The organism is Variovorax sp. RA8 (assembly GCF_901827175.1).
In the GTDB taxonomy this organism is placed as follows: Bacteria; Pseudomonadota; Gammaproteobacteria; order Burkholderiales; family Burkholderiaceae_C; genus Variovorax.
The window spans coordinates 1,670,507-1,681,484 of record NZ_LR594662.1 but is presented as its reverse complement, the minus strand read 5'-3'; the positions used below and the strand labels follow the sequence as shown (position 1 = coordinate 1,681,484).

General features: G+C 66.6%; 11 protein-coding genes. 8 read left to right on the top strand and 3 right to left on the bottom strand.

What is annotated here, in order from left to right; genetic code table 11:
* Positions 1 to 278: 278 nt before the first annotated feature.
* The 8 genes from pilB (at position 279) to E5P3_RS07995 (ending at position 8,434) form a co-directional block, all read left to right on the top strand.
* Positions 279 to 2,012 (top strand): type IV-A pilus assembly ATPase PilB, encoded by a 1,734-nt coding sequence (gene pilB / locus E5P3_RS08030; protein WP_162585493.1) that lies wholly within the window; start codon positions 279 to 281, stop codon positions 2,010 to 2,012.
* Positions 2,013 to 2,027: 15 nt separating this feature from the next.
* Positions 2,028 to 3,251 (top strand): type II secretion system F family protein, encoded by a 1,224-nt coding sequence (locus E5P3_RS08025; RefSeq protein ID WP_162585492.1) that lies wholly within the window; start codon positions 2,028 to 2,030, stop codon positions 3,249 to 3,251.
* Complete coding sequence (locus tag E5P3_RS08020) at positions 3,251 to 4,216, top strand: prepilin peptidase (protein WP_162585491.1); 966 nt, start codon at positions 3,251 to 3,253, stop codon at positions 4,214 to 4,216. The genes E5P3_RS08025 and E5P3_RS08020 overlap by 1 nt, the downstream gene beginning before the upstream one ends.
* Positions 4,174 to 4,812 (top strand): dephospho-CoA kinase, encoded by a 639-nt coding sequence (gene coaE, locus E5P3_RS08015; protein ID WP_162585490.1) that lies wholly within the window; start codon positions 4,174 to 4,176, stop codon positions 4,810 to 4,812. The genes E5P3_RS08020 and coaE overlap by 43 nt, the downstream gene beginning before the upstream one ends.
* Before the next feature lie 84 nt (positions 4,813 to 4,896).
* On the top strand, positions 4,897 to 6,390 hold the full coding sequence (locus E5P3_RS08010) for an MBOAT family O-acyltransferase (protein ID WP_162585489.1): 1,494 nt from the start codon (positions 4,897 to 4,899) through the stop codon (positions 6,388 to 6,390).
* 10 nt (positions 6,391 to 6,400) lie between these two features.
* Positions 6,401 to 7,417, top strand: a complete 1,017-nt coding sequence (locus E5P3_RS08005; protein ID WP_162585488.1) for an HAD family hydrolase — start codon at positions 6,401 to 6,403, stop codon at positions 7,415 to 7,417.
* A 37-nt stretch (positions 7,418 to 7,454) separates the two neighbouring features.
* Positions 7,455 to 8,210, top strand: a complete 756-nt coding sequence (gene zapD / locus E5P3_RS08000; RefSeq protein ID WP_068679953.1) for a cell division protein ZapD — start codon at positions 7,455 to 7,457, stop codon at positions 8,208 to 8,210.
* Between the two features lie 8 nt (positions 8,211 to 8,218).
* Positions 8,219 to 8,434, top strand: a complete 216-nt coding sequence (locus E5P3_RS07995) for a DNA gyrase inhibitor YacG (protein WP_162585487.1) — start codon at positions 8,219 to 8,221, stop codon at positions 8,432 to 8,434.
* Here the strand turns inward: E5P3_RS07995 and E5P3_RS07990 are convergent.
* Genes E5P3_RS07990 through argJ form a run of 3 tightly spaced genes read right to left on the bottom strand, consistent with a single transcriptional unit; the run spans position 8,428 to position 10,957 of the window.
* Entirely contained in the window at positions 8,428 to 8,853 is a 426-nt protein-coding gene (locus tag E5P3_RS07990) for an NUDIX domain-containing protein (RefSeq protein WP_162585486.1), read from the bottom strand. The two genes, E5P3_RS07995 and E5P3_RS07990, sit on opposite strands and share 7 nt — an antisense overlap.
* 8 nt (positions 8,854 to 8,861) lie before the next feature.
* Positions 8,862 to 9,731, bottom strand: coding sequence for an ATP-binding protein (locus tag E5P3_RS07985; protein WP_162585485.1), 870 nt, complete (start codon positions 9,729 to 9,731; stop codon positions 8,862 to 8,864).
* Complete coding sequence (gene argJ, locus E5P3_RS07980; RefSeq protein WP_162585484.1) at positions 9,728 to 10,957, bottom strand: bifunctional glutamate N-acetyltransferase/amino-acid acetyltransferase ArgJ; 1,230 nt, start codon at positions 10,955 to 10,957, stop codon at positions 9,728 to 9,730. Before argJ ends, E5P3_RS07985 begins: the two co-directional genes overlap by 4 nt.
* Positions 10,958 to 10,978: the final 21 nt, after the last annotated feature.

Here is a 10,978-nt window from a genome sequence, read left to right as displayed (position 1 = left end):
AAACTGGCGCCTTCTTCGAACGCTGGATAAGGTCGGAAATTTCAGAAAGGGCCCCAGGCGCCTGTTTCGATTTTTCCGGGGAGGCCTCCAGCATCGGCTGTGCCGATCGCGCCCTCCCGGAATCGCAGGCCCATTGACCCCGACTTGTTCGTTTCCGACACGTCCTTCCGGCCGTAAACGCAAAATGCTGCGCGCTCCGGTCCAATTGGAGCGGTTTACAGCCCCGGGGCGATCAGCGATGATCGTGACGCTTTTTCACGTCTTGTTACATTCACTGAATGGCCGCTGCTGAACCTCTCTCCAAAGAAAGCGCATCGATCGCCCTGCCCGGGCTGGCGCGCGCCTTGATCTCCGCCGGCAAGTTGCCGGCGAAGACGGCGGAGGAGATCTATCAGAAGTCCCTTAGCGGGCGAAGCAGCTTCATTGCCGAGCTGACCGGCACCGGCGCGGTCTCTGCGGCGGATCTCGCCCACACCCTGTCGAGCGCCTTCGGCGCCCCCCTGCTCGACCTCGACGCCGTCGATTCCCAGCGCCTGCCCAAGGACCTGCTTGACTCCAAGCTGTGCCAGGCGTACCGGGTCGTGGTGCTCAGCAAGCGCAACAATCGTCTCATCGTCGCAACAGCCGACCCCTCGGACCAGCAGGCGGCGGAAAAAATAAAGTTCGCGTCGCAGATGGGCGTGGATTGGGTCGTTGCCGAGTACGACAAGCTCTCGCGCATGATCGAGGCGGCGGCCGTGAGCGCCGCCGAAACCATCGACAGCATCGTCGGCGCCGAGTTCGAATTCGACGACTCCTCGATCGCCGAGAGCACCGACGCGAACGAAGCGGCGATCGCCGAGGTGGAGGATGCACCGGTCGTCCGCTTCCTGCACAAGATGCTGCTCGACGCCTTCAGCATGCGTGCGTCGGACATCCACTTCGAGCCCTACGAGCACCAGTACCGCGTGCGCTTCCGGATCGACGGCGAGCTGCGCGAGATCGCGACCCCGCCCACCGTCATCAAGGACAAGCTGGCCTCGCGCATCAAGGTGATCTCGCGGCTGGACATCTCCGAGAAGCGCGTGCCGCAGGACGGCCGCATGAAGCTCAAGATCGGCCCGGACCGGGTGATCGACTTCCGCGTCAGCACCTTGCCCACGCTGTTCGGCGAGAAAATCGTGGTGCGTATCCTCGACCCGAGCAGCGCGCGCCTGGGCATCGACGCCCTGGGTTACGACGCCGACGAGAAAGAGCGGCTGATGCAGGCCATCGGCCGCCCCTACGGCATGGTGCTGGTCACCGGGCCGACGGGCTCGGGCAAGACGGTCTCGCTCTACACCTGCCTGAACCTGCTGAACAAGCCGGGCGTCAACATCGCCACGGCCGAGGACCCGTCCGAAATCAACCTGCCCGGGGTCAACCAGGTCAACGTCAACGACAAGGCGGGGCTGACCTTCGCAGCCGCGCTGCGCGCCTTCCTGCGGCAGGACCCGGACATCATCATGGTCGGCGAAATACGCGACCTGGAAACCGCCGACATCGCGATCAAGGCCGCGCAGACCGGCCACCTGGTGCTGTCGACCCTCCACACCAACGATGCCCCGACCACGCTGACACGGATGCGCAACATGGGCATCGCGCCCTTCAATATCGCCTCCAGCGTGATCCTGATCACCGCGCAGCGGCTCGCGCGCCGCCTGTGCACCGTGTGCAAGGCGCCGACCGAGGTGCCCCGGGAAGCACTGCTCGAAGCCGGCTTCAAGGACCGCGACATCGACGGCACGTGGAAGCCTTACAAGCCCGTCGGCTGCCCGTCTTGCAACGGCGGCTACAAGGGCCGCGTCGGCATCTACCAGGTGATGCCGATCTCCGAGGAAATCCAGAAGATCATCCTGCGCGACGGAAGCGCGCTCGAGATCGCCCGGCAGTCCGAGGCCGAGGGTGTGCGCTCCCTGCGCAGTTCCGGGCTGCGCAAGGTCATGCAGGGCCTGACTTCCCTCGAAGAAGTGCTCGCGGTCACCAACGAATAGAGAAGCGGACATCGAATGGCAACAGCAGCAGCATCCCGGACGACGCTCAAGGAATACGTCTTCGAGTGGGAAGGCAAGGACCGCAACGGCAAGGTGGTGCGCGGCGAGATCCGCGCCGCAGGCGAGAACCAGGTCCAGGCCGCATTGCGCCGCCAGGGCGTGCTCGCCTCGAAGATCAAGAAGCGGCGCATGCGCGCCGGCAAGGCCATCAAGCCCAAGGACATCGCCATCTTCACGCGCCAGCTGGCGACCATGATGAAGGCCGGCGTCCCGCTGCTGCAGGCGTTCGACATCGTGGGCCGCGGCAATGCCAACCCGAGTGTGGCCAAGCTGCTCAACGACATCCGCAGCGATGTCGAGACCGGCACCTCGCTGTCCGCCGCCTTCCGCAAGTTCCCGAAGTACTTCGACAACCTCTACTGCAACCTGGTCGAGGCCGGCGAGGCCGCCGGTATCCTGGAAGAACTGCTCGACCGCCTGGCCACCTACATGGAGAAGACGGAGGCCATCAAGTCGAAGATCAAGTCGGCGCTGATGTACCCCACCTCGGTGGTCGTGGTGGCCTTCGTGGTGGTGGCGATCATCATGATCTTCGTGATCCCGGCCTTCAAGCAGGTGTTCACCTCCTTCGGCGCCGACCTGCCGGCGCCGACGCTCTTCGTGATGGGCATGAGCGAGTTCTTCGTCGATTACTGGTGGCTGATCTTCGGCGTGATCGGCGGCGGGCTGTACTTCTTCTTCCAGGCCTGGAAGCGCAACGAGCGCGTCCAGCGCTTCATGGACCGCCTGCTGCTGCGCGTGCCGATCTTCGGTGCGCTGATCGAGAAATCCTGCGTGGCCCGCTGGACCCGCACCCTGTCCACCATGTTCGCGGCGGGCGTGCCGCTCGTGGAAGCCCTCGATTCCGTGGGCGGCGCCTCGGGCAACACGGTGTACGGCGACGCCACGGTCAAGATCCAGCAGGAAGTCTCGACGGGCACCAGCTTGACGATGGCCATGACCAACGCCAGCCTGTTTCCCTCGATGGTGCTGCAGATGACGGCCATCGGCGAGGAGTCCGGCTCCATCGACCACATGCTGGGCAAGGCTGCCGATTTCTACGAGTCGGAGGTCGATGACATGGTCGCGGGCCTGTCGAGCCTGATGGAGCCGATCATCATCGTGTTCCTCGGGGTGATCATCGGCGGCATCGTGGTTTCGATGTACCTGCCCATCTTCAAGCTCGGCCAGGTCGTCTGATGCTGGTGTCGCAGGGGGCCGACGCCGCGCTGGCCGGCGTGCTGGGGCTGCTCGTCGGCAGCTTCCTCAACGTGGTGATCTACCGCACGCCGATCATGATGTACCGGCAGTGGCTGGGCGAGGCCGTAGGCAACCTGATGAAGGTCGACGGCGTGCCCTCGTTGTGGAGCCTGGTGTTCGGGCCGAAATCGAACACGCCTCCCCGGCTCGAAGCCGCCGCCGGCGAGGCGGCCGAGGCGGTGGACGCCCTGCCCCCCTTCACCCTGGCCCGCCCGGCCTCGCGCTGCGGGCATTGCGGCCACGCGATCCGCTGGTACGAGAACGTGCCGGTGCTCAGCTACCTCTTGCTGCGCGGACGCTGCAGCGCCTGCAAGACGCCGATCAGCCCGCGCTACCCGCTGGTGGAGCTGGTCACCGCGGCGCTGTTCGCGCTGTGCGCCTGGCGCTACGGGCTGTCGCCGGCCGCCGCGCTGTGGGCCGCCTTCGCGGCGCTGCTGGTCTGCCAGTTCCTGATCGACCTGGACACGCAGTACCTGCCCGACTCGCTCAACTATGCGCTGCTGTGGCTGGGCCTCATCGGCGCGGCAGCAGGCCTGACCGGCGTGCCGCTCGCCTCCGCGGTCTGGGGTGCCGTGTTCGGCTACCTGAGCCTCTGGCTGGTCTATCACGCCTACCGGCTCGCCACCGGCAAGGAGGGCATGGGCTACGGCGACTTCAAGCTGCTGGCGGGGCTGGGCGCCTGGCTGGGCGCCGACTATCTCATCGCGATCGTGCTGGTCTCGTCCCTGGTCGGCGCCATCCTCGGCGCCCTCCTGCTGCTGATCGGCAAGCTGGCCCACAAGGATGTTCCGATCTCGTTCGGCCCCTTCCTGGCAGGGGCAGGGCTCGTGTGCCTCGTCGCCGGGCCCGATACTGTGCGGCAATGGATTCCCTTCGCCTTTCCCCTGGGCGCTCTGACGCCCTGAGCCTGCGCATCGGCCTGACCGGCGGCATCGGCAGCGGCAAAAGCACGGTCGCGTCCATCCTGGTCGCCGACGGCGCGACGCTGATCGACACCGACGCCATTGCACGCGCCATCACCCAGCCGCAAGGCGCCGCGATGCCGGCGATCGAAGCCGCCTTCGGGTCCTCCTTCGTCGCCGCCGACGGCAGCATGGACCGCTCCCGCATGCGGGAGCTGGTGTTTGCGGACCCGGCAGCGAAAGAGCGGCTCACGGCCATTCTTCATCCTGCGATCGGCGCGGAGTGCGAAGCACAGGCGGCCGCCGCCGGGCCGGGGCTGATCGTCTTCGACGTGCCCCTGCTGGTCGAATCCGGGCGCTGGCGTGCCCTGGTCGACCGCGTGCTGGTGGTCGACGCCACCGAAGAGACCCAGTTGCAGCGCGTGATCGCGCGCTCGGGCTGGACCCCCGAAGCCGTGCGGGCCGTGATCGCGCAGCAGGCGCCGCGCAGTGCGCGGCGGGCGGCCGCCGACGCGGTGATCTTCAACGAAGCCTTGTCGCTCGAGGAACTCGCGCTGGAAGTCCGCGCTCTGCCCTGGCATCGCGCTGCCCAGCGATAATGCAGGGCTTGCCGCCCCGGCGGCAGCTCCCCCATCGAACAGAAGAAGACGGCGCACGAGGCCAGCGCGTCCGCCCCATCCGAGATGCTTTTCAATTCGCACGCGTTTCTCTTCGTCTATTTCCCGATCGTCCTGCTCGGCTTCTTCCTGATCGGCAAACGCAACGCACGCGCTGCCGCCGGCTTCCTGGCCCTCGCCTCGCTGTTCTTCTACGGCTGGTGGAGCGTCAAGGCGATGCCGCTGCTGATCGGCTCGATCTGCATCAACTATTGGTTCGGGCTGCGGCTCACGCCCGGGCCGGGACGCGAGGACGCCCAGCGCAAGCGTTTGCTGATCGTCGCCCTGGTGGTCAACCTCGGCGTGCTGGCGGTCTTCAAGTACGCGAACTTCTTCGTCTCGAACGTCAACGAGGGCCTGGCGGCCGCGGGCTTCTCGCCCATCTCGATGCTGCACATTGCGCTGCCGATCGGGATCTCGTTCTACACCTTCACGCAGATCGCCTTCCTGGTCGATTGCTGGCAGGGCAAGGTGCACGAGCGCAGCTTCATCCACTACGCCCTGTTCGTCACCTACTTCCCGCACCTGATCGCGGGCCCGGTGCTGCACCACGCGCAGATGATGCCGCAGTTCGCCAACCCGGGGACCTACAAGGCCGACCCGCACAAGGTGGCCGTGGGTTTGGCGATCTTCAGTTTCGGCCTGGCCAAGAAGCTGCTCATCGCCGACCCGATGGGCCAGTACTCCGACCTGATGTTCAACGGCGCCCACAACGGCATGGCCCCCACGCTCTACACGGCGTGGTTCGGCGTGCTCGCCTATACGCTGCAGATCTACTTCGACTTCTCGGGCTATTCGGACATGGCGGTCGGCCTCTCGATGTGCCTGGGCGTGCAGTTGCCGCTCAACTTCCGCTCGCCCTACAAGTCGACCAACATCATCGAGTTCTGGCGCCGCTGGCACATCTCGCTGTCGACCTTCCTGCGCGACTACCTGTACGTGCCGCTGGGCGGCAACCGCAAGGGGCCGGCGCGGCGCTACCTGAACCTGTTCCTTACCATGCTGCTGGGCGGGCTCTGGCACGGCGCGGCCTGGACCTTCGTGATCTGGGGCGCGCTGCACGGCGCCTACCTGATGGTCAACCACCTCTGGAACGCCAAGGTGCGGCGCAACATTCCGGCGGGGCCCGTCGCCCGCGTGTTCGGCTGGCTGCTCACCTTCCTGTGCGTGATGATCGCGTGGGTGGTTTTCCGCGCCGACGGCATGCACACGGCGGTGGCCGTCTACAAGGGCATGCTGGGCCTGCACGGGGCGCCGCCCACCGCCTTCAGCGAGATGGGCCTGGTGCCCTACCGCAAGTCCGAGTTCTTCAGGACCCTGCTGATCGGCCTGCTCATCTGCGTGGCCTTCCCGCCCACCATCTCGCTCGAGCGCTGGGTGCCTCATCCACAGGCCGTGGCGGGCAACCGGGTGCTGGCCCTGGGCTCGACGGTGCTGATCGCGACCGGCAGCTTCCTGATGTTCGCCTGGGCGGTGTCGAAGCTGGGTGGCTACAGCCCCTTCCTGTACTTCCAATTCTGAAAAAAGCGACATGACGCTCGCAAAAGTCTGGCTCCGCATCTTCGTCACCGGCTATGTGGCCGTGTTCGCGATGTGGCTCGTCTCGCTGACCACGCTGCCGCCCTATGGCGACCTGACCCGCATCGGCCATCTGGCCGAAGAGGATTTCGGCTGGACCAAGCCGGCGCCGACGGTCGATCCGGCCTATCTCAAGGCGGCGCCGGTCGACCAGGCCGACATCCTGGTCATCGGCGACAGCTTCTCGATGACCCTCTACTGGCAGGCCTCGCTGGTGAAGGCGGGCTACCGCGTCGCCACCACCTACTGGGGCCAATACGGCACGGTGATGTGCAAGGATTTCGACCAGTGGCTCCAGCGCGCGGGCTTCAAGGGCAAGCTGATCATCTTCGAAAGCGTGGAGCGCCTGCTCGATGAGCGCACCGTGAGCGGCCAGGCCTGCGACAAGGTCGTCAAGCCCTTCGAGTCGAGGCTCGAGCCCTTCGTCAAGCCCGCCGCGCTTCCCGGCCCCGATGCCCTGCCCAACTGGACCGCGCGGTTCGATACCGGCCCGGAGGCCTACTACAACTCGTGGCGCGCGAAGAAGTCGAGCGTCGACCTCCTGTTCAACAAGAACACCTGGGTTCGGTCCTTCCCGGGAGGTTGCAAGTACTTCTCCCACCGCGAGTGCGACAAGCTGCCGGTCTTCGTCGACGACGAAGGCAATGGCCCGCTGACCACGGGCACCCTCGACCGCATCAAGACCTTTGCCGCGCAACATCCAGCCATCCCGCAGCTGTGGATGGTGATCCCCAACAAGGCCACCGTCTACCTCAAGCCCGAGTTCTCGAAAGACTTCGTGAACGGCTTTGTCGAGGCGAAGCTCGGGCCCGACCTCTACGCCTTCTCTCGCGAGAAGAGCGCGCAGATCCAGGACTTCTATTTCTCGAACGACACCCACCTGTCCATGCATGGACAAATAGCGCTGGGCGAACACATGCTGGCCGTCGTGCGTGAAGTGCTGCCTGTCCCACAGGCGAAGGCACCGTGAGAGGCTTATCATCCCGCGACGGGAACCCCACATACACGTGATCCTCTACGAATACCCCTTCAACGAGCGCATCCGGACCTACCTGCGGCTGGAGCACCTGTTTCGCCGCCTCGGCGAGCTGGTACCCGCCGACTCGCCCCTGTCCCACCACTACGCGCTGGTCACGATCTTCGAGATCATGGATGTGGCTGCGCGCGCCGACCTCAAGGCCGACGTGCTGCGCGACCTGGACAAGCACAAGAACGTCTTCAACGGCTACCGCGGCAACCCCGCGATTTCCGAGGCGGTGCTGGACCAGATCGTCGCCAAGCTCGAAAGCAACTTCGCGACGCTCAACACGATTCCGGGCAAGGCCGGACAGGCGCTGACCGAGAACGAGTGGCTGATGAGCATCCGCAGCCGCGCCAGCATTCCCGGCGGCACCTGCGAGTTCGACCTGCCCGCCTACTACGCCTGGCAGCACCGCCAGGCCCATGAGCGCCGCGCCGACCTGGAACGCTGGTCCTCCACGCTTGCGCCGCTGGCCGAATCGATCTACCTGCTGCTGAAGCTGCTGCGCGATGCCGACGTGCCCTACAAGGTGATCGCCACCGGCGGCCAATTCCAGCAGACCCTGCCGCAGGGCCGCAGCTTCCAGCTGCTGCGGCTGCGCATCGATCCGCGGCTGGGCCTCATCCCCGAGATCAGCGGCAATCGCCTGATGGTGTCTGTGCGGCTGATGCGCCACGAAGCCGACGACCGCCTGCACCAGAGCACGGAGGACACGCCCTTCGAGCTCACGCTCTGCGCTTGAGGGCTGCGATGGCGACGAGCAAGAAGACAGCCGCCGGCGAGCGCATCGTGCGCTGTCCGGCCTGCGGCAACGACAGCGTCTATGGGCCGAGCAACCCCTACCGCCCCTTCTGTAGCGCACGCTGCAAGGGCATCGACCTCGGCGCCTGGGCCACCGAGGAGTTCCGCATGCCGGCGGAGGCCCCGCCCGACGACGAGGCCTTCGGCGACCCCAAGCTTCAGTAGGCAGGCCCGGGCAGGCCGCGCTCCTGCGCCAGCCAGTCGAGCACCGGCAAGGCACCCGGCAGCACCGGCGTCACCGACAGCGGCAACTGCTGCCAGCGCATGGCCTGGCCTTCGCGCATCTCGAACTCGCCCTGCCACGCGCGCACCTTGCACCAGTGCAGGCGCACCAGCGCGTGCGGGTAGTCGTGCTCGGTGGTCTTCCAGACCTCGGCGGCGCCGATGGTGATGCCCAGCTCCTCGTGCAGCTCGCGCCGCAACGCCTGCTCGATGGACTCGCCGCTCTCGATCTTGCCGCCCGGGAACTCCCAGTAGCCGGCATAGGGCTTGCCCTCGGGGCGGGTCGACAGCAGCAGTGCCTCGTCTTCCTCGCGGATCAGGATGCCGACCGCCACCTCGGTGTGCTTGCGTTGGTCCGCCATCGCCGCGCTCAGTGCCGCCCGGCGTAGTCGCGCGCGAACTGGTAGGCGACGCGCCCGCTGCGCGAACCGCGCTCCAGCGCCCAGACCAGGGCCTCGGCACGTGCGCCTTCGATGGTCTTCGCATCGGCGCCGAAGGAGGACAGCCACTGCGCGACGATCGCGAGGTACTCGTTCTGGCTGAAGGGGTAGAAGCTCACCCACAGGCCGAAGCGCTCCGACAGCGAGATCTTCTCCTCGATCACCTCGCCCGGGTGCACCTCGCCGTCCTCGGTGTGGGTGTAGCTGAGGTTGTCCTTCATGTACTCGGGCAGGAGGTGGCGCCGGTTGCTGGTCGCGTAGATCAGCACGTTGGGCGTGGCCGCGGCCACCGAGCCGTCGAGGATGGATTTGAGTGCCTTGTAGCCCGGCTCGCCCTCGTCGAAGCTCAGGTCGTCGCTGAAGACGATGAACTTCTCGGATCGCTGCGACACCACCTCGACGATGTCGGGCAGGTCGGTCAGCTCCGCCTTGTCGACCTCGATCAGGCGCAGGCCCTGCGGCGCATAGGCATGAAGGCAGGCGCGGATCAGCGAGGACTTTCCGGTGCCGCGGGCGCCGGTCAGCAGCACGTTGTTGGCCGGCTTGCCCTCGACGAACTGGCGCGTGTTGCGCTCGATCTTTTCCTTCTGGACATCGATTTCCTTCAGCGCTTCGAGCGGCATGGGCGCCAGGTGGCGCACCGGCTCCAGCGTGCCATGGCCCGAGCTGCGGCGGCGGTAACGCCAGGCAATGGAGGCGTTCCAGTCGGCGGGCGCCGCGAGCGGCTGGGGAAGGATGGATTCGATGCGGCCGATCAATTGCTCGGCGCGCTCGATCAGGCGTTCGAACTTCTCATTCATGACCTGTAGTCGGCGTTGATCGACACGTAGTCATGGCTCAGGTCGCAGGTCCACACCGTGTCCGCGGCTTCGCCGCGACCGAGCGCGATGCGCACGACGATCTCGCTCTGCTTCATCACGCGCTGGCCGTCTTCCTCGCGATAGCTCGGATTGCGCCCGCCCTTGACGGCCACATGCACGTCGTCGAGGTAGAGATCGATGCCGGTCTGGTCGAGATCGGCGATGCCCGCGTAGCCGACCGCCGCCAGGATACGCCCGAGGTTCGGGTCGCTCGCATAGAAGGCGGTCTTGACCAGCGGCGAGTGCGCGACCGCATAGGCCACCTGCCGGCACTCGGCGGCATCGCGGCCGCCCTCCACGCGCACGGTGATGAACTTGGTGGCGCCCTCGCCGTCGCGCACGATGGCCTGGGCCAGCTGGCGGGCGACCGCCTGCATGGCCTCGACCAGCGCGCAGCCATCGGCCGAATCGAGCGAATCGATGGCGGCATGCGCGGCCTTCTGCGTCGCGATCACCACGAAGGAATCGTTGGTCGAGGTGTCGCCGTCGATGGTCACGCGGTTGAAGGAAGCGTCGGCCAGGGCCTTGGTCAGCGGCTGCATCAGGGCCGGTGCGATCTTCGCGTCGGTCGCCATGAAGCCCAGCATGGTCGCCATGTTGGGCCGGATCATCCCGGCGCCCTTGCTGATGCCGGTGATGGTGACGGTCGCGCCGCCGATCTGCACCTGCCGGCTGAAGGCCTTGGGCACGGTGTCGGTGGTCATGATGCCTTCGGCGGCGCGCGCCCAATGGTCGGGCTGCGCATCGGCCAGCGCGGCCGGCAGGCCGGCCTCGATGCGGTCGATGGGCAGCGGCTCCATGATCACGCCGGTCGAGAAGGGCAGGATCTGCTCGGGCGCCACCTCGAGCTTGCGGGCCAGCGCGATGCAGGTGGCGCGGGTGCGCGCCAGCCCGTCCTCGCCGGTGCCGGCATTCGCGTTGCCGGTGTTGATCAGCATCGCGCGGATGCCGAAGTCCTTCTGCAGGTGCTCGCGGCAGACCTGGACCGGCGCGGCGCAGAAGCGGTTCTGCGTGAACACGCCGCCGACCGCGGCGCCTTCGTCGATCAGCACGACCGTCAGGTCCTTGCGGTTGGCCTTGCGCACGCCCGCTTCGGCCACGCCGATGCGGATGCCGGGCACCGCGTGCAGTGCGGCGGGGTCGGGGGCGGAGAGATTCACGGGCATGGGATTCCCCTAGAAGATGCG